Annotated in this window: 12 protein-coding genes; 2 read left to right on the forward strand and 10 right to left on the reverse strand. The window is 47.4% G+C overall.

Annotated features, from left to right (window positions below):
- Nucleotides 1–35: 35 nt before the first annotated feature.
- From B5P39_RS18045 to B5P39_RS18065, 5 genes are all read right to left on the reverse strand, one after another.
- Nucleotides 36–1,691, reverse strand: coding sequence for an HAL/PAL/TAL family ammonia-lyase (locus B5P39_RS18045; RefSeq protein ID WP_088212510.1), 1,656 nt, complete (start codon nt 1,689–1,691; stop codon nt 36–38).
- 52 nt (nt 1,692–1,743) lie between these two features.
- Nucleotides 1,744–2,913, reverse strand: a complete 1,170-nt coding sequence (locus tag B5P39_RS18050) for a porin (RefSeq protein ID WP_088212511.1) — start codon at nt 2,911–2,913, stop codon at nt 1,744–1,746.
- A 169-nt stretch (nt 2,914–3,082) separates the two neighbouring features.
- Entirely contained in the window at nt 3,083–4,336 is a 1,254-nt protein-coding gene (locus B5P39_RS18055) for a sensor histidine kinase (RefSeq protein ID WP_441347619.1), read from the reverse strand.
- Complete coding sequence (locus tag B5P39_RS18060; RefSeq protein ID WP_088212512.1) at nt 4,326–4,991, reverse strand: response regulator transcription factor; 666 nt, start codon at nt 4,989–4,991, stop codon at nt 4,326–4,328. The genes B5P39_RS18055 and B5P39_RS18060 overlap by 11 nt, the downstream gene beginning before the upstream one ends.
- A 208-nt stretch (nt 4,992–5,199) precedes the next feature.
- Nucleotides 5,200–5,985 carry a ComF family protein gene (locus B5P39_RS18065; RefSeq protein WP_176399993.1) on the reverse strand — a complete coding sequence of 262 codons (786 nt, stop codon included), beginning with the start codon at nt 5,983–5,985 and terminating at the stop codon, nt 5,200–5,202.
- Nucleotides 5,986–6,010: 25 nt separating this feature from the next.
- On the opposite strand from B5P39_RS18065, the gene bioH reads away from it, so the two are divergent.
- Together bioH and B5P39_RS18075 are read left to right on the forward strand one after the other, a co-directional pair.
- The gene (gene bioH, locus B5P39_RS18070; RefSeq protein ID WP_088212513.1) at nt 6,011–6,805 is read left to right on the forward strand and encodes a pimeloyl-ACP methyl ester esterase BioH; all 795 of its coding nucleotides are present in this window, start codon (nt 6,011–6,013) and stop codon (nt 6,803–6,805) included.
- 61 nt (nt 6,806–6,866) lie between these two features.
- Complete coding sequence (locus tag B5P39_RS18075) at nt 6,867–7,421, forward strand: hypothetical protein (protein ID WP_011624528.1); 555 nt, start codon at nt 6,867–6,869, stop codon at nt 7,419–7,421.
- Nucleotides 7,422–7,487: 66 nt separating this feature from the next.
- Here the strand turns inward: B5P39_RS18075 and B5P39_RS18080 are convergent, their stop codons facing one another.
- The 5 genes from B5P39_RS18080 to B5P39_RS18100 all read right to left on the reverse strand — a co-directional run bounded on the left by B5P39_RS18080 (nt 7,488) and on the right by B5P39_RS18100 (nt 18,531).
- Nucleotides 7,488–9,452: an LTA synthase family protein gene (locus tag B5P39_RS18080; RefSeq protein WP_088212514.1), complete on the reverse strand. Its 1,965-nt coding sequence runs from the start codon at nt 9,450–9,452 to the stop codon at nt 7,488–7,490.
- Nucleotides 9,453–9,669: 217 nt separating this feature from the next.
- Complete coding sequence (locus B5P39_RS18085; RefSeq protein ID WP_088212515.1) at nt 9,670–12,009, reverse strand: Tex family protein; 2,340 nt, start codon at nt 12,007–12,009, stop codon at nt 9,670–9,672.
- A gap of 129 nt (nt 12,010–12,138) precedes the next feature.
- Nucleotides 12,139–12,642, reverse strand: coding sequence for a transcription elongation factor GreB (gene greB, locus B5P39_RS18090; protein WP_011624531.1), 504 nt, complete (start codon nt 12,640–12,642; stop codon nt 12,139–12,141).
- Between the two features lie 58 nt (nt 12,643–12,700).
- On the reverse strand, nt 12,701–13,627 hold the full coding sequence (locus B5P39_RS18095; RefSeq protein ID WP_088212533.1) for a diguanylate cyclase: 927 nt from the start codon (nt 13,625–13,627) through the stop codon (nt 12,701–12,703).
- 20 nt (nt 13,628–13,647) lie between these two features.
- Nucleotides 13,648–18,531: a PAS domain S-box protein gene (locus tag B5P39_RS18100; RefSeq protein ID WP_088212516.1), complete on the reverse strand. Its 4,884-nt coding sequence runs from the start codon at nt 18,529–18,531 to the stop codon at nt 13,648–13,650.
- Nucleotides 18,532–18,550 lie beyond the last annotated feature (19 nt).

The raw sequence follows: 18,550 nt of genomic DNA on the forward strand, positions 1-18,550 counted from the left end.
TTTAAAATATAAGTTTCCATCCAAACCAATAAAGATTAAAACATCATGATAAAATCTTTGGTTTTCTCAACGTCAGGAGTAAAAATTCGATCCTTGGAATAATATGGAACACTCTCACGTAATTGCTTAAGTAATTGCTGATTTTTAATTGACAACTTCCGATTATTAACTTTTTTCTGCAAATCCATCGCCTGCGCAACTTGCATCAGTTCGAATCCATAAATAGTTGCAACACCGTCAACCACTTTTTGTAAATTTTTCCCAGCTTGGAAGAAGTTACTAAAGTTATCTTCTATACCCCCCTGGTTTGCAATACCATAAAATGATACTGGATTAGCAGCATGAGCTATTTCAACAAATAACGCTGTGAATCCATTTTGCAGCGTATAAAATGCCTGACCATTTTTATCATCAGGATCCACTAAAGCTCTTGGCAAACCGGTAAAGTATGGATCGATTAATTTAATTTGCCTGTTACTAGAATACTTACCTAATTGCGCCATTGCATTTATAAAAGCTTCAGTTTGCGATGCTAACTGGATCGTATCAAAATTAGCTGAAGAGTTGATTGCACCTGAAACATGCCCCTTGGTGAAATATTGTTTCACTTGAGATGAATCTGAGTAATCAACATTTTTGGCATTAGGGTAAACTGTTGGATTATCATCAGAACTATTAATTTGAATTTCAATTAATTGTTCTAAAGTTTCTACTTGTGAGATGGCATGAGCAATAGGCCAGTGTGCTCCACGGAATGAAAGTGCATCCTGTAATGGTCTATTGTCATCTATTTGAAAGAGATATCCCCCTTCCAAGTTATCTAAAATATCCTTTCCGACCTTTTGAACATTTGGCATCGGTCTGGCAGCAAGAGTATGAGGTAGTAAAGGACTTATATTACCATTCACCCCTTCTAAGGCGGCAGAAATTAATCTAGGCGAAAACTGTATAAGTTTCTTTGCATCCTCAAGTGAGTTTACAACTTGAGCAGTTGCCAAAGCATTATTAGATAATATTGAAAGTGAATCTTTTCCAAATGGGACTAAAGGCTTAATATTGGTCAACTTCATTGCTTTTTCAGCAGACATCCGTTGTCCATTGTAATACACATCCCAATCTCCCATCATCGCAGCACCAATATGTGCCGCTAGTAATATATCACTTAAACCAACAGAGCCATCTTCCGGAACAACTGGAATAATATTGTTATTAATAAATTCTTTATAAATTCTGGCAACATCTGGCTGCACTCCAACATGCCCAGTTGCTATTTGATTAAGACGGATGACCATAGCCATTCTAACGACTTCTGGTGCAATCGGGTCACCACTAGCAGCTGAATGAGTATATAGCATGTTGCGGTTAAATGTTTCAGACAGCTGTCGGCCTTCCGATGTTAATGAACCATCTTTACTAAAAACAGGAGTATCTTTATTCTTACCAACACCAACGGTTAAACCATATACTGGAGTCCCCTTTCTCGCAGAGTCCATCAAAAGATCATAACTATTTCTTATATTTTCCTCAGCATCATTTGTTAAAGAAATCTTATTATTTGAATCTTTAAGCTTTAATAATGACTCGACATTTAAAGACGAACCAGTTAATGAGATAGTTTCAGCTGCCAACGCATAGCTAAATGGCATTGACATTAAAATACTGTATATAAAAACTTTTCTTAACTTAAACATTTTCACCACCTAAATTGAAAGCAAAAAATATAGTTAGAACTAATAAATAAAATTAGAAGAAATAACGAATACCAACAGCATAGTTATTATCTTGTAAATCTTCGTAGGCTTTATCGTCCATATCGCTGAAGTCGATTTTGGCTTCGGCATACATGATAGTGTCGCGGCTATAGCGATAATGCAGACCAAGTACGGCAAACTGACGGGTCCATTTACCTTGGATGACGGTGTTTTCATCTGTGTCCAAATCTTGGTAAGTCAGCAATAAGCTAGGTACGAATCCGTTATCGTAGTGGTAGGCAACAATAAATTCGGCGCCAGTTGAGTCGTAGAGATCGCCACCCACTAACTCGTTTTGCTCACTCTTATGAGCGTTAAAACCAACATACAGGCCGTCGGCATCACGACCCGGCGCATATTGGTAGAAGCTGCCGAATTGGGCGCCGATACCGATGATTTGATTGGTATTATCGACGTCTTTACCCGCAAGATTGCCGGTGAAGTCACCACGGTTAAAGCCCGCTAACACCTTAAATTTATCGGTGAAATAGTAAGTGGCACTCGCCCCATAGCTAGGGTCGAAGCTCAGCTCAGAACCATCGTTTAAGGCGTTACCTAAATTATCATAGAGCGCCACATCGCTATTTTGCTTAGAAGCGTATTGCACCGCGATATGCAGATTGCAAAAGGTATTGCGGTATTGAAGCGCCGCATCGGCACGACCCGCACCAGTGAGGCCGCCATCACCGAAGGTATAAGCACCGACAGACCAGCCGGTAAAGGCATTGAGCACGTCTGTGGTGTAAGCCACATCATAATAAGCCCCCCACTGCTTACCAAAGGTGAGCGAGCCCCATTTGTCGTGCGACATGCCGACATAACCTAAACGGTTAAAGAGGAAATCTGAGGTTTTTGAAGCCGATAACTGACCACCACCTTGACCTTGGGTATAGATCAGACCATCGTCACTGGTGACCATGTTAATGCCCCATTCGGTATGGGCAAAGGAGCGCCAGCCATTTTTCTCTTGGCGGTCGAAACGAAATCCCACGCGGGAAAAGTTATCAATTACTGAGGTTTCGTGGCCATCGTTTAACGCCGCAAAGCCTAGCCAACCCATCATATTGACGCTATTGGTTTGATCATTATACAGCTCGACCGCTTGCGTTGTACCAGACAACAGCACCGCAGGGATCATCACTGCTAGCAATTTCTTTTTCATTGCTCCCCCATTATTAAGACTTAATACAAAAGAGTAGAAAGCTTCTTCAACATACATTGCGTATCAGTATTAGAAGTAAACACCCTTCATTTGCTATAAACTTTTAACAAGGGATATTATTCACACTTACATAGTGAAATTTTCGTGAAAAAATGAATTTCAAATGTGATCAAGTACAAATATTAAGCTTTGCATAGAATTTATTATCTTTATCTAAAGTAGAAAACTCCCAATCTAACTGTGTAACTAATCGCCTTACTAAAGTTAATCCTAAACCAAATCCAGCATAACAATTTTCAGACACAGGGTTAATTATTTCGATTACACAACCTTTTTGAATAATAGAGACGCCTTGACCACCGTGCTCCAAACTATTTCTAATTAAGTTATTAATAATTATATTTAATGGCTCCCTCATTAAGTACAAACAAGTATCATCTCTTTCGAATGAAACAGTTATATCGCAATCTATAATTTTAATATGCTCATCTATAACCCTAGAGATTAAGTCTCCAAAATTAACAAGTTCCATTTCTAAAGCAGCTGACTTCTTATTTGTTAGCCAAAGTAATGTTTCTATTGTTGATTTCATCTGATTTGTTGCTTGAGATGCCGATAGCATGGGCCCAGTTAAACTTCCTTGCTGCAAAGATATAACTTCAAAGGATGATTGACATATAGCAACAGGAGTTCTTAACTCATGACTTAGAAAGCGTAGAAAATCTAGTTCACCTTTTTGATGTTCATTCAGTTTAAATATAGAATTCTCCAATGCTTCAACTATTGACTTTAGCTCCGCATATTTTTGTTTGGGCAGTGTAAGAGCTTCCTCTCCTTGCCAACTATGTTCTTTTATTGCTCTACTTATTTTGAGTATAGGTGTAATAACTTTATTTTGCATATAAAAAGCAAGACTTGCACTTGCACAAAAAGTAATAAATACAAGGAGAAGAATCGCAGTCATATTCTTAGGTGCAAACTGTAATTCATGAGTTACGCTGTAATGTAACAATATATATAAAGGCGACCCGTCTTTTTTATAATAAACACTTAAAGCATCGACATACGAACCATCAACATGTTGGTAAAAAATCTCACTTTGTTTTTCTGGTGCAACATTTTTAGATATTTCTTTGAGTTCAGATGGAACATTACCCCACTCAGAGTAAACGGTGAGATTATCAGTCTTTATAATAGAACCATTTAAATTCCTTGAACTAGTCTCTCCTTCACTAACTATTAACTCTGAAAGCTGACCTATATTACTCATAGCGATCTCATTCATAGAATTCATTCCTGCACACATCATACATAGAGGAATAAATATATTTACACCGAGAGTTACAAGTAAAAAAAAGATACCCCATTGTTGATAATGGCGCTTAAGACTAAGTTGGGGGAATTGCATTTTATCAACTCTCATAGCGTATACACATACCAACACCTCGAATAGTGTGCAACATCGGAACATCAAACGGTCGGTCGATCACACGTCGTAAAAGATGGATATGACTTCGTAAACTATCACTATCGGGAGCGCTGTCAGGCCAGAGCATCCGCTCAATCTCTTCCCGACTAACAGCTTCAGGGCTACGTCTAGCTAATAGTGTTAATATTTGCCAACTGGTTTTTGATAAGTTTAATGGTGTTCCTTTTCGATATGCTTGATGATGACCAAAGTCAATTTCTAAATCACCAATGACTAACCTATGTGGAGTTGGGCGGCGCTGTGAAATAACCTTTAACCTAGCAACTAACTCCTCCATCGCAAATGGCTTAACTAAGTAATCATCAGCCCCAACAGCAAAACCGTTTAGCCTTTCACTTAGGCTACTTCTTGCTGTAAGCATTATGATGGGTGAAGTTATACACAGCTCCTTCCAACGCTTGCAAGCTTCAATTCCGTCGCCATCGGGTAAGTTAAGATCTAAAATAATTGCATCAAACTGCTGCGTGTTTATAAGCCGATCTGCTTGAGCGATATTGAATGCGTAGTCACATTTGATATGACTTAGCTCAAGATATTGAATAATATTATTGGAAAGCAATCTATTATCTTCAACAAGAAGCACCAACATTTCTATAAAAATCCATATTTATTAAAATTAAATACTCTAATCATAAAATTTGAGTAACTTTATTTTTAGTATATTAAAGTAATAAAATTTTTGCTGAGATCTAGATTAGACTATCGTTTTTACATAATCTAAATTTCTAAACTATTTACGAATCTTCACATGCTCTGATTGCGATTAAATGCTCCAGAATACATTACCGTTAGAGAATTCAGTTCACATCATCCAGCAACCCTGGTGCTTCGGCTCTGGCGAGACACCATATTTGTACATGTACGTATCGCACCTCGAACAAACGAGCGATTTCAGCTACTGTGGTGCCCGTGGTGACCACATCGTCCACCAGCGCAATCCGTTGATAGGCAAAATCAGCATTTAACTCAAAAGCATCCTGTAGATTTCGTCGCCGCTGCGTACCATTGAGTCCGGCTTGTGGGCGGGTATCCTGCCGCCTAATTAATCCGTCACTGACCAGTGGCAGCGAGAGCTGCTTCGATAATTCATGGGCGATGAGCCAAGCCTGATTAAATCCACGTTGGCGCAGCCGATTTGGGTGTAAAGGGACTGGCACTATGGCCTGCGGTAGCGTGATGAATTCTTGCTGTTCAAGCTGACCAATGCGCGCCACTAAGGCTTGGCATAGAATGGGTAAGGCGGCGAGTTGCCCCTGATATTTAATGGCCGCTATCCAAGGGCCAAAACCTTGATGATAACTACAAGGTGCGATGACTTTTCGCGGCTGATGCCGTTGGCACTCACCACAATATTCGAGTTCAAGCGGCATGGACTTTCCACAACCTAAACAAATTGGGCTGTGATACAAACCCGTTTGCAGGCATACCTGACAAAATCCCGCTTCCTTTGCATTGAGGGATTGGTGGCACAGTAAGCAGCGGTTAGGTAAACTGCCCGCCAAGTAACGCTGCCCCAAATGCGAAACTATGCGTAACAGCTTCGCCCCCTGTTGCGACCAAGTCCATTTGCTATCGCCCGACATACAACTTCCTATTAGAGGTATTTTAGTGAACTCTGCGACGCCAGCCCATCATCCCCAACTGCATATCGACATCCGAGGCCAAGGGCCGGATCTGGTGATACTCCACGGTTGGGGCGTTAATAGCGCCGTCTTCACGCCGCTCCATGAGCAGCTTTCTGAGTATAGAGTCCACTATGTCGATCTGCCCGGCTTTGGCCTAAGTCAGCCAATCGCAGGCAATTTAGCGACTTGGGTGGATGCGCTAATCCATGCCTTGCCCGCCAATGCGATTTGGGCCGGCTGGTCACTGGGTGGCTTAGTGGCCACCCAAGCCGCCATAAGCTATCCCTCCCATGTCAAAGGCTTAATGACTATCGCGTCCTCGCCCTGTTTTATGGCGAGGGAGGAAGAAGCATGGCCTGGCATTCCACCGCAGGTGCTCAGCATGTTTGGCGAGCAGCTTGGACAAAATTTACCAAAGACGATTGAGCGCTTTTTAGCGATTCAGGCGATGGGCAGCGAAACCGCTAAAGACGATATCAAGCAGCTGCGGGATTTAGTGCTAGCGCGCCCGCTACCTGATGCAGCCGCCTTAACGCAAGGTCTTGATATGTTGAATCAAATCGATCTTAGGCCGCAATTATCGGCGATACAGCAACCTTGGCTGCGGATCTGGGGTCGACTCGATGGACTCGTGCCTAAACGTGTTCAACCTAAGATGCCCACAGCAAGCCACATCACAGATGTGATGCTCGCCAAGGCATCCCACGCACCGTTTGTGTCCCACAGGGAAGAATTCTTGCAGGCAATCACACCTTGGCTGGCGCAATTCAAGGACTAGTGCTTTATCTTTGTGCAATAAGTGGCTAGTATTTAACCATTAAGGCCACAAGGAATTTTTCATGCTGCTTGTCAGTAACTACCCCCAAGTTCCGATAGCGACGACCAATGTCGCGACGGACTCGGCTCGGGTCGACAATCAGCTCAAGCCCGTCGTTATTCCGCCACAGGCCGCGACTAAGGGCCATGAAGAACGTGCCTTTAATCCGCAAAATGAGCGTACTGCCGATCAAACTCAGCAACAGGCACGTTTGCTCGAGCAAAATCAGCAACAAGTTCAAGACAAGCAGCAACAGCAGCAGTCTTCACAGCAGCAGAGCCAGCAACAGCAAGAGAAACAAGCGCCCATAGTTGCAGCCGATCGTGCGCTCCCTAAAACCCTTAAAGTGCCAGTGCGCGGCCCAGCGGCGCTGCAGCGTAAGGATATTCGGTTAAAGGTCGGCCAAAATACTCCTCGCCCCGCCAATACTACGGCGAAAACCACGACTGCGGCCGCGCGTCAGCCGATGCAAGGGGAATCCCCTCAGTTTTATCAACAAGTTGGACAGCGTATTGGGCAATATTATGCGCAGCAAACTCAGCCAGAAGCCGAACCAGCTATGTCAGCTTGGATTTAAAATCTGCTGGTTTAAAGATAAGTTTCAAAATAAAAATGCCGCTAATCAGCGGCATTTTTCATTCGGTTATTTACCCGAGCGATACAGCTCTTGCTGGTAGGCTAGGCTGCCCCACAGCGCCCAACCTAAGGCCTTTTTCTCCAGCGCCTGCGCCGCTGGGGCATAAGGCGTTAAGTGCTCGGTCTTTTCATCGTACTGGAAACCCTGCGCCGCTTTCTCTGGCTGCAGGATAACCACATCTTTACCTTCCATCAGGGCAAAGTTTTTATCGTATTGCATTAGCGCACGCCCCGGCCAATCATCGCTGACCTGAGTTAAGTCACGACCTAACATAGGGTAAGAGTCTGAAATACCAATCAAAGATAACAGGGTTGGCGGCAAGTCGATTTGACTCACAATACGGTGATCGCGTTTTGGCGCAACATTATCTCCAATGATTAACCCCGGAATACGGAAGCGCGATACAGGCACCAAATCGGCCCCACCAACGCGGCTATCGTGGTCGGCCACCACGATAAAAATAGTGTCCTTCCAGTAGTCGGCATTTTTTGCCAGTTTGAAGAACTCACCAATTGCATAATCGGCATATTTGGCCGCGTTATTGCGAGTTTGCTTAGGCTGTTCATACAGCTCAATACGGCCATCGGGAAATTCGAATGGGTCGTGGTTACTCGAGCTAAACACCAAGCTAAAGAATGACTTACCCTCACTGTGAAGACGCTCGAACTCACTATTCGCCTTACGCATTAAATCTTCGTCGGATGCGCCCCACGAGCCAACAAAGGCCGGAGACTTATAATCCTTCTGGTCGATAATGTCGCTAAATCCATTACCGAGGAAGAAACTGCGCATATTGTCGAAATGGCTCTCACCACCGTAGATAAATTGGGTGGTGTAACCGTGGTTTTTCAGCAATTCGGCGAGAGTGAAAAAGCCCGTCTGGCTCTTACCGAGTTTCACCACGGCGCGGGCCGGCGTTGGCGTAAAACCTGTGGTGACCGCTTCGATTCCGCGCACTGAACGTGTGCCAGTGGCGTAAAGATTATCGAAATACCAGCCTTCCTGTGAGAGCGCATCGATATTCGGCGTTAAGGGCATACCGCCTAAGCTCCCCACAAAGCGAGCACCTAAGCTTTCCTGTAACAGGATGACTAGGTTTTTCGGTTTACCGCTGTAGCTAGCTTGGTTAAAACTCAATGAAGGGATATCGCTCGAGGTAAAGGCACTCTCGGGGCGACCACTCTCTTGCCTGATTGTCTTGATGATCTCCTCTCTGTCTAAGGAGCCATACACCTTAGAGGCGTCTTCTTCGCTGCCCATTTGCTTAATCGCAAACACTAACGAATAAGCGGAGTTAATCACCAAAGAGTTCACTAATGGATCATCGGCAAATGCCACCATCGCGGGGTTGATTGGACGATGGCCTAAGGTTGAGCGCGCGCCCAACAGGGTCACGACGATCACTATGACAGCGAGCACTGGGCGCCAATACCAACGTGGGAAACGCAGATTCTTAGTCAACTTACTACTGAGTGTCCAACCGCCCCACAGCGTCACGAGGGTGAGCAGCACAGAGAAAATCAGCTCCAGCTTGCGTCCCGCCCACAGCATCGACAGCACTTCTTTGGGGTAAATCAAATACTCCACATACAAGCGGTTCGGGCGAATGCCGTATTCCTCAATAAAGGCGGGCGTTGAAACCTCAAGGAATACAATGGCCCACAGACCTAAGGTTAGCCATAGGCGCAGCACCCATTGCCAAATGCGGCCAAGCAGATGATCGCCTGAAAACAACGCCGTACCTAAGGCAGCGACGCCCCATAACCAACATAGGGTTGCGATATCGACACGAATACCTTGCAGTAACAGATGCGACCAACCGTCAACAGCGGCCACACGTTCGCCCTGCCACAGACCTAAGCCGATGCGGCTAGCCGTAGCAATAGCGAGCACTAACAGACTGAAAATAAGAATGACGCGAAACGGCCCATGGGCGGGCTGACGTCCACGAGCGGATAAACCTGACTGCATGTATAACCCCAAAACAGTAAACTTCCACTCAGCTTTGGAGTGTCAATTTGAGAAAAATCGGTGAAAAAGTTGTGTTATGACAACCGATTTTGCTTAACGTTGCATTAAATGCCGACTTTATATTACCTAGGGCAGCATATATGCAACAATTTTGTGGCTAACAAGTAAAAAAATGTCGGCTCGCACACAAGTGTATATTCGAGCCGACTTAGTCAGATTACTTTTTCAGCTTTGCGAAGGCGTCAGCAAAGGCATTGCCCATGGCCGCATTGACAGGTGCCGCTTTTGGCGCTGGGCGCGAAGACTTATGCTGGGCATTGCCCTTATGAGCCTGTGGCTTACCTTGAGATGGGCTGCGTGTTTGAGCCTTGCTCTGATCGATAGCCTCATCCAGACGCATACTCAAACCGATACGACGACGCTCTACATCGACCTCCATCACCTTCACTTTCACTACATCACCCGCTTTCACCACTGTATGGGGATCGGTAATAAATTTGTCGGTTAATGACGAGATATGCACTAAACCATCTTGATGCACACCGATATCCACAAAGGCACCAAAGTTAGTCACGTTGGTGACAACGCCTTCGAGGATCATCTCTGGTTTCAGATCCTTAAGCTCCTCAACCCCATCCTTAAACTTGGCGGTTTTAAACTCACCACGGGGGTCACGACCCGGTTTATCCAGCTCGCTGAGGATGTCGGTCACTGTCGGCAAACCAAACTCAGGGGTCGTAAACTCCTGCGGCTTGATATTGCGTAGCAGCTCAGAATTACCGATAAGACTCGCCAACTCTACTTGCTTAGTCTTAGCAATGCTTTCGACCAGCGCATAGGCTTCAGGGTGAACCGCCGACATATCCAATGGATTGTCGCCATCACGGATCCGCAAAAAGCCCGCAGCCTGTTCAAAGGCTTTAGGGCCTAAGCGTGGCACTTTCAGCAGTTCTTTACGGTTTCTGAAGGCGCCATTGGCATCGCGGTAGTCAACCAGGTTTTTCGCTAAGGTTTTGTTTAACCCCGCCACCTGCGACAGCAAAGGCACTGACGCCATGTTTAAGTCCACGCCCACACCGTTTACGCAGTCTTCGACCACGGCTTCGAGCGAGCTAGACAGCTGACTTTGACTCACATCGTGCTGGTATTGACCCACACCGATAGATTTAGGCTCAATCTTCACCAGTTCCGCTAAGGGATCCTGTAGACGGCGTGCAATCGAAACGGCGCCACGAATAGACACGTCCAGCTCAGGGAACTCCAGCGCGGCGAGTTCTGAGGCGGAATACACGGAAGCACCAGCTTCACTCACCATCACCTTGGTCAGTTGCGGTTGGCTATCCTTAAGGCTGGCAATCAACTCACCCGCTAACTTGTCAGTTTCGCGTGATGCAGTGCCGTTACCAATCGCGATTAATTCCACCTTATGCATTTGCGCTAAGTTGGCTAAGGTACGAATCGACTTGTCCCACAAATTCTGCGGCGCATGGGGGAAGATAGTCGTATGTGCGACCAGCTTACCCGTGTTATCTACCACGGCCACTTTAACGCCCGTGCGTAGCCCCGGGTCTAGACCCATAGTCGCCTTAGCGCCCGCTGGTGCGGCCATAAGTAAGTCGCCTAAGTTGCGGGCAAACACTTTAATGGCTTCTGCTTCGGCGCGCTCACGCATTTGCGAGATAAACTCGGTTTCCATCTGCAGTGCAATTTTAATCCGCCATGTGGCGGTCACAACGGTCTTAAGCCATTGGTCAACACTGCTATCGCCGAGTTTTAGGCCTAAGTGCTCGCTAATGATCACTTCACAGTAACTGCCCTGACCCGCTTCGGCAGCAGGATCGGCATTCATGGATAGGGAGAGGAAACCCTCATTGCGGCCACGCAACATCGCCAAGGCGCGGTGTGACGGCACTTTCGCCAGAGGTTCGCTGTGCTCGAAATAGTCGCGAAACTTAGCGCCCTCCTTCTCTTTACCGGCGATAACACGGCTCTCTAACACACTGTTTTGGCTCAGGTGTTCACGAACTTTACGCAGTAATTCCGCATCTTCGGCGTAACGTTCCATCAGAATATAACGAGCGCCTTCCAGTACGGCTTTGGTATCGGCAAAGCCCGCTTCGAGATTCAGATAACCCGCAGCTAATGCCTCGATATCGGCATTACGATCCGCCAGTAAGGCTTCAACAAGCGGCTCTAATCCCGCTTCAATCGCAATTTGGCCCTTAGTACGGCGTTTAGGCTTGAAGGGAAGGTAGAGATCTTCGAGACGGGTCTTACTGTCCGCGCCTTCAATTTCCCGTTGCAATTCAGGCGTTAACTTACCCTGGGTTTGAATGCTGGATAAAATGACCTGACGTCTGTCATTCAGCTCGCGCAAATAACCTAAACGAGTGTGCAGCGTACGTAACTGGGTGTCATCTAAGCCCCCAGTCGCTTCTTTACGGTAACGGGCAACGAAGGGAACGGTAGCACCATTGTCGAGCAAATCTATGGTGGCAGTGACTTGATGCTCCTGAACATTCAGTTCCTGAGCAATAATTTGGGCAATAGTCTGCATAAATAAAGTATCGTGCCTAACGGTTTGATTGATCCTAATTGCGCCCAAGATACCACAGGCGCAGTCGTTATTTCATATGATGCTCTCGATTTCAGCATGAAAATCGACGAGAGTTTGATCTACTAAAGGTTATTCTGGCTCGCCCTCGAGCGGCGTCTCGAATGGGGTATAGCGGATGTCGTTGATATACCATTCCTTTGGACCCGAGGGGGTTTGCACGACCACTTCATCATCGACCTGTTTGCCGATCAGTGCCCGCGCCATGGGAGAGTCTATGGTGATATAGCCCAGTTTAGTGTCGAGCTCATCCTTGCCGACAATACGATAACGCACGCGCTCGCCCGCTTCATTTTCAAGCTCGAACCAAGCGCCAAAGTAAATTTTGCCTTCTTGCTGGGGAGAATAATCGACGATTTTAAGTTCTTCGAGGCGTTTGACTAAGTATCTGACACGGCTATCGATTTGGCGTAAAAGCCTTTTATTGTAAGTGTAATCCGCGTTTTCACTTCGGTCGCCCTGGGCGGCGGCCTCTTGCACTTTAAGCGTGATCTGCGGACGATATTCCTTCCACAGGTATTTTAATTCTTTATCTAAGGTCATCCAGCCTTGGCGGGTGATCAAATGCGCTTTCATAACTCACTATCCACGGGTTTAACCATGCCGAGTAGCCTTACTCGACACACAAACTAGACTATTGCGCCGGTTCGATATCGACACCAACCACTTGATTACGGCCATGATGCTTCGCCAGATAGAGTTGTTGATCCGCCACTTCGACGAGCGACTCCCAACTTAAATCGGCTAAGGGTTGAATCGTCGCAATACCAGCACTCACAGTGACTTCGCCAAAATCTGACCCCAAGTTCTCTATGTGTAAGGCTTGCACCGCATCCACCATCGCCTGCGCGAGGCGCATGGCGCCAGATAACTTAGCCTCTGGCAGGATACAGATAAACTCCTCGCCACCATAGCGCGCAATAAGATCGTTGGGGCGTTTTAACATGCCCTTAGCGGCATCGGCAACCAGTCGTAAACATTGGTCACCTTCTTGATGCCCATAGCGGTCGTTATAACGCTTAAAAAAGTCCACATCCAGCATGATAACGGATAAGTAGGCTTGATTCCGACAGCAAAAACGCCAGATTTCGGGCAAGCGCTGCTCAAACTGACGGCGGTTAGCGACCCCAGTCAAACTGTCGAGTAAGGCGATGGAGTGCAATACATCGGATTGGCGCTTCAGCTGATATTGGTTCTTGACCCGCGCGCTGGTGATGATGGGGTTAATCGGTTTGTGAATAAAATCCACTGCGCCGAGTTGGAAACCCTTCACCTCTTCAACCTCATCAAAATGGGCGGTAATAAAGATCACCCCGATATTAGCGGTGGCGGGATCGGCCTTCAGTTGTTGGCAGACCTCGTAACCCGACATTCCCGGCATTTCGATGTCTAACAACACCAGATCGGGCTGCATCTTTTGGCATACCTGCAAAGCCTGCTCACCGCTCGTCGCCATGAACATTTCATATTCTTCATGGAAGAGTTGGTGCAAGATTTTGATATTCAAAGGCTGATCATCCACGATCAAAATCTTGCCCTTTGCGGCCTGCTGGGTCGCCATGAGTTCACTTATATACTGCACTAGGCATCCTCCAACATCATCGCTCGCAAAGTCTCCAAAGCCTGTGTAAATGCGAGTGATTGAACCAGTCCATTGAGTTCAGCCCATTGCGGATGCAGTGATAGCGGTTTTGCGAGTTTGTCGACTAAATTCACGGCTTCTAAATTATTTTCCTGTAAGAGAGCAGCTAAGGTATCCAGCTCGGGGCGCATACTCTGTATATCCACGGCGGTACCATTTACAGGCTCAATCGATTGAGGCTGTTTGAGCAGCCCCTTAGGTAAAAAGCCTGCAAGCTGTTCAATACTTTGGTGTATTAAGGACTCCAGTGTATCCGTCCAGCGTTTTATTTCCAGCAGCTCGAGGCCTTCTTGTTTAAATTGTTTTTCTAAAAATGCCGCATGAACGGCTAAACGCCGCGCGCCAAAGTTGCTGGCAATGCCTTTAATCGCATGACTGATCGCAGCTGTGGTGGCGTAATCAAAGGTTTTGGTCGATTGCTTGAACAAGCTTAGCTGCTTGGTCATTTCGGGGGCAAAACTACTCGCCATTTTTTCGAAGAACACTTGGTTGCCGCCAAAACGACGCAAAATCAAACGAATATCGTCGAGCAGGGTTTCGCCCTCGAGATTGTGTTGTGAGTCGAGATGCGCAGACTCATGCTGCTCGAGGGATGTCACATCACGCCCCACTAGACGCAGAATATTCGGCAACAGCAGCTGCATATCGATAGGCTTACCGACGTGGGCATTCATCCCCGCCTCGAGGCATTCTTGTTTATCGGTTTGCGAGGCATTGGCCGTCATCGCGAGGATAGGCAACTGGGCGAATCGACCATCGGCACGGATCCGCCGCGTCGCCTCTAACCCGTCAATGTCGGGCATTTGCACATCCATAATCACGGCATCGTATAAATCACCGCTTTCGAGTACCTGTGCCACCCCTTCCACACCGCCACCTGCGAGCACAACGGTGGCGCCTTCATAACTCAACAGCTCTTCAATCACCTCACGGTTTAATTGATTGTCTTCAACCACTAACAGAGTCAGCCCCGCTAACAGACGCTGTGAGCGCGGCTTAGGATTCGAGTCCATGGTCTTGCCTTCGATGGCATTGAGCACGGCTTCAACCAACACTTGCGAGGTGACAGGTTTAGTTAAGAAGTTGACGAAGGGAACGTTGTTAATGTGCTGACTCTCGGCAATCACTTCATGGCCGTAGGCCGTCAACATCACCACCAGCGGGGTATAACTGCCGGTTCCGGCATTTTTCAACATTTCCGCGGTTTGTAGACCGTCGATATCCGGCATACGCCAATCCATTAGCACTACATCAAACTGCTGTCCGGCAGCATTGGCCTGTTTTACCTTTTCAATGGCCTGATAACCACCAGAAGCGGTTTCAACCAGACAGCCATAGTCGCTGAGGATTTTCGATAAGATCTCGGTCGTGATTTGGTTATCGTCGACCACCAGAATGCGATATTGGCTCAAATCGGCGCGGGCGCGGGCTTCAACCTCCATCACTTGGAAGGTCAAATCGAACCAGAAGCGACTACCAACCCCGACTTTACTGGTGACTTGCAGTTGTCCGCCCATTAGCTCAACGAGACGTTTACTGATAGCCAGCCCAAGTCCCGTGCCACCAAAACGGCGGGAGGTTGAGGATTCAGCCTGCTCAAACCCAGTGAAAATCCGCTCAATTTGCTCTTCGCTGATGCCAATACCACTATCGACAATCGAAAACTGCACAGTGACGGTATCGGCCTCATGGCGAATACATTCTAGGCCGACAATCACTTGCCCGTGAGGGGTAAACTTGAGTGCGTTGCCCGCGAGGTTGATCAGAATTTGCTGCAGCCTTAATTGATCGGCCAGCAGCCAAGGAGGCAACGCCGCGTCGAGATCGAACATCACTTCCACATCGGTATTGTTGTGGCTCGCCGATAACACCACAGCCAGATCCCGCATCAATAACTCAATCGAGCAAGGGTGTGGATCGAGTTTTAATTTGCCCGCATCGATTTTTGAGAAGTCTAAAATATCGTTAAGCAGCCCTAACAATGACTTAGCCGCCGTTTGCGCCTTGTTCACATAGCCCTGCTGCTGCACCGAGAGCGAGGTATATTGCATCAACTGCAACATCCCCAACACCGCATTCATGGGGGTACGAATTTCGTGGCTCATATTTGCAAGGAACGCCGACTTAGCGGCATTGGCGTTATCCGCCTCCAGCTTGGCACTCCTTAAAGTCGCCTCAATCTGCCGCTGGGCGGTGATATCGATGTTGATCCCAATCACTCGGATCACATTCCCTTGCCTGTCGCGCTCTATTTGGGCACCCGCCTGCACATAGCGCACCGCACCATCCGTGGTTAACACACGGAAAATTGGATGATAGGGTTCATCATACTCAACCGCGCGGTTAAGCTTTTCTTCAGCCTCTTCAACGTCATCGGGATGGACTCGCATCCGCCAATGCTCATAGCTAAGACCTTGCTGTTTAAGGCTTTCAGGCTGGTCATACATGGCAAACATGCGGTCGTTCCACTGCAACGAGTTATCGAGCAGGTTCCAGGTCCAAATCCCCAGTTTAGCCACTTCCGCCGCCTTACTGAGGTGATTACTCGCCGTGAGTAAGGCCTCTTGCTGGGCGACAATTTGCGAAATATCCACACCAATCCCAAGGTAACCTAGGATTTCGCCGTCATTACCACGCATCGCGGTTACTGACAGTGAGATTGGTAACTGGCTACCATCCTTACGCACATAGGTCCAAGTACGAGTCTCGGAGCCCTCTTCCCGCGCCTTGTGGACAAACGTGTCAAAACCTTGAATTTTTTGGCCGTATTCAACAGAAAGCTCGGCGGCGCGGGCGGCAATTTCATCGGCAATATGGAAAGGTGCAGGGGTGGTTTTACCTATGACCTCTTCGGCGGAATACCCCAACATGCGCTCGGCACCGCGGTTGAAGATAGTGATAATGCCCTGTGGATCGGCGGCAATTATGGTCATTTCGGAGGCTGCATCCAACACATTGGTCAGCAGAGTCGCAATCCGATTTTTGTCGAGCTGGGCTAATTTACGCTCGGTAATATCGGTTTGCAGCGCGACAAAACGTTCTACTTTGCCACGTTCATCGAAGACTGGGCCAATCACAGTATCGAACCATTTCAGCTGCTGATCTTTCCCTTGGTTACAGATTTCCCCATGCCAAGATTTACCGGCCTTAATCTGTTGCCACATCCGCTGCCAAAACGCGGCATCGTGCTCCCCAGACTTCAGCACTGAATGGGTTTGACCTATTAACTCCTCCCGCGCATAACCACTGATCAAACAGAAGTGTTCATTCACATCTAAAATCACCCCGTCTAAGTCGGTGACCGAGTAATGTAGCTGCTGGTTGATGGTATCGAGCAGTGCCTGATTCTCGAGTAAAGCCTGCTGCAGAGCATGGGTACGCTTGGTTACCTGTCGCTCAAGGCTAGCGTTGAGGTTGAGAATATGTCGCTCGGCATCCTGCTGGGCCGTGATATCCCGAATGGTTTGACTCAAACCCACTATGTCGCCATGTTCGTCATAAATCGGTAAGGCAGTGGTCGAGGTCGACAGGTTGCTGCCATCAGCACGTTGATGGCGCGATACTCGATTGAGTACCGTCTTGCCGGTCAACACATCGGCCATGAGAGCCTGTTCCTCCAGCACTATGCTGGGCGGAATAATCAATTCGCTACTGGGTAAGCCCAGCGCCTGCTGCTCAGTGTAACCAAAGAGTCGCTCGGCACCTTGGTTCCAACTGGTTATATTGCCAGCGAGGTCATAACTGATAATGCCGTCGAGGGAATGCTCCAACATGCTGGCGCGGCGGGCTTGCTCGGCTAACACTTGCTGTTTACGTTGCAAGGTTAAGGACCACATAGCAATCAACGCCGCCAGCAACACACTGAACAAGCTGCCACTGAGCAACACTAAGCTGGGCTTATTGAGATGTAATGACTTGATAAAACCTGGATAGGCCATTACCTCAAACTGCCAATGCCGCCCAAAAATCGTCTTATTTAACTTGTAGCTGTAATCCGATAGCGGGCTTAAATCATTGGCGTGGGTTTCGAAAAAGTTTATCGGCTGCTTATCGTCCGTCACGTCGCTTAACATCAGCTTGGTCATTTTCTGATTCAGCGATAATCCCGTTAAAATTTCGGTCGTCACCAGCGGCGCATAACTCCAACCAAACCCTTGGGCCAATCGCTCTTCCGGAGTAGGAGGGACAATACCCGTTCGATAAACAGGTAATAAAATTAGGAAGGATTGCAGCGGCTTACCCGTGGCCTGTACTAAGGTAATCGGCGCGGAAATTTGCACTTCTCCCGACAGCATGGCGCGATCGGCGGCCTCTTTTCTGTGGGTCTCGGAGGCGATATCTAAACCAACCGCCGCCTTATTGCGCTCGAGCGGTTCAATATATTCAATCAGATACTTTTCCCCCTCGTTGGGGTTGAGCTGACGAACATGGTAGTCAGGCCAATCGACCGCCTTTACCCGCGCTAAAAACTGCGCTTCGTTTTCTTTGGAGACCCGCCGAATAAAGCCAAATCCGCGTGCGCCGGGAAACTCCTCATCCACATCCCGCGTCAGACTATAGTTTTGAAACATGGGGCGGCTGATATGGTCTTCACCCGCCGTGAGGATCATGCCTCGGGCGCCCCTCAAGCCATATTGGTAGAGGGCAATCCTATTGGTGACATTCTCACTAATCTGCTGCGCGCTCGCTTCGAGCGCCAAAGAAATGGTTTGCGAATTGATACGACTCACCTGCCAAGCGAGCACGGCACTAAAAAAAAGTCCCACGAGCAAGACGAAAAATCCCCACTTGGAGGCTTGCTTGTAACTCATCGACAGGGTCATATACACCTAATAATTGATA

This window comes from Shewanella sp. Shew256 (genome assembly GCF_002196695.1).
Taxonomy (GTDB): domain Bacteria; phylum Pseudomonadota; class Gammaproteobacteria; order Enterobacterales; family Shewanellaceae; genus Shewanella; species Shewanella mangrovisoli.

Excerpts from the sequence above, each read along its gene's own strand:
- B5P39_RS18045 (WP_088212510.1), bottom strand. The coding sequence starts at position 1,691 with ATGTTTAAGTTAAGAAAAGTTTTTATATACAGTATTTTAATGTCAATG.
- B5P39_RS18050 (WP_088212511.1), bottom strand. The coding sequence starts at position 2,913 with ATGAAAAAGAAATTGCTAGCAGTGATGATCCCTGCGGTGCTGTTGTCT.
- B5P39_RS18055 (WP_441347619.1), bottom strand. The coding sequence starts at position 4,336 with ATGAGAGTTGATAAAATGCAATTCCCCCAACTTAGTCTTAAGCGCCAT.
- B5P39_RS18060 (WP_088212512.1), bottom strand. The coding sequence starts at position 4,991 with ATGTTGGTGCTTCTTGTTGAAGATAATAGATTGCTTTCCAATAATATT.
- B5P39_RS18065 (WP_176399993.1), bottom strand. The coding sequence starts at position 5,985 with ATGTCGGGCGATAGCAAATGGACTTGGTCGCAACAGGGGGCGAAGCTG.
- B5P39_RS18075 (WP_011624528.1), top strand. The coding sequence starts at position 6,867 with ATGCTGCTTGTCAGTAACTACCCCCAAGTTCCGATAGCGACGACCAAT.
- B5P39_RS18080 (WP_088212514.1), bottom strand. The coding sequence starts at position 9,452 with ATGCAGTCAGGTTTATCCGCTCGTGGACGTCAGCCCGCCCATGGGCCG.
- B5P39_RS18085 (WP_088212515.1), bottom strand. The coding sequence starts at position 12,009 with ATGCAGACTATTGCCCAAATTATTGCTCAGGAACTGAATGTTCAGGAG.
- greB (WP_011624531.1), bottom strand. The coding sequence starts at position 12,642 with ATGAAAGCGCATTTGATCACCCGCCAAGGCTGGATGACCTTAGATAAA.
- B5P39_RS18095 (WP_088212533.1), bottom strand. The coding sequence starts at position 13,627 with ATGGCGACCCAGCAGGCCGCAAAGGGCAAGATTTTGATCGTGGATGAT.
- B5P39_RS18100 (WP_088212516.1), bottom strand. The coding sequence starts at position 18,531 with ATGACCCTGTCGATGAGTTACAAGCAAGCCTCCAAGTGGGGATTTTTC.